The sequence below is a fragment of the Peribacillus sp. SIMBA_075 genome (genome assembly GCF_046534585.1).
Window position 1 is genome coordinate 1 of the sequence record NZ_JAWRYN010001246.1, and the last position, 249, is coordinate 249.

At 47.8% G+C, this 249-nt stretch carries 1 protein-coding gene; it reads left to right on the forward strand.

Annotated features, from left to right (window positions below; translation table 11 throughout):
- The coding region (locus tag SB775_RS32315) for an oligopeptide/dipeptide ABC transporter ATP-binding protein (protein WP_410865379.1) at window positions 1–230 on the forward strand (230 nt) is incomplete at its 5' end.
- Window positions 231–249: the final 19 nt, after the last annotated feature.

Below are 249 nucleotides of genomic sequence, written 5' to 3' on the forward strand. Positions count from 1 at the left end.
CAGCGATCCCTTCAGTCAACGTGCTGGAGAAGAAAAACAAAATCATTTTGAAAGGGGAGATTTCATCGCCAATCAATCCACAGCAAGGCTGCCGATTCGCTCCAAGGTGTCCTTTTGCGCAGGGCATTTGCCTGGAAAAAGATCCAGAATGGAAGGAAGTCGAGGCAGAGCATTTTGTCGCATGCCATCGTGTGGAAGAGCTGGCACAAGGACTGATTCACTATCATTAATAATACGGTCAGGGAGGAT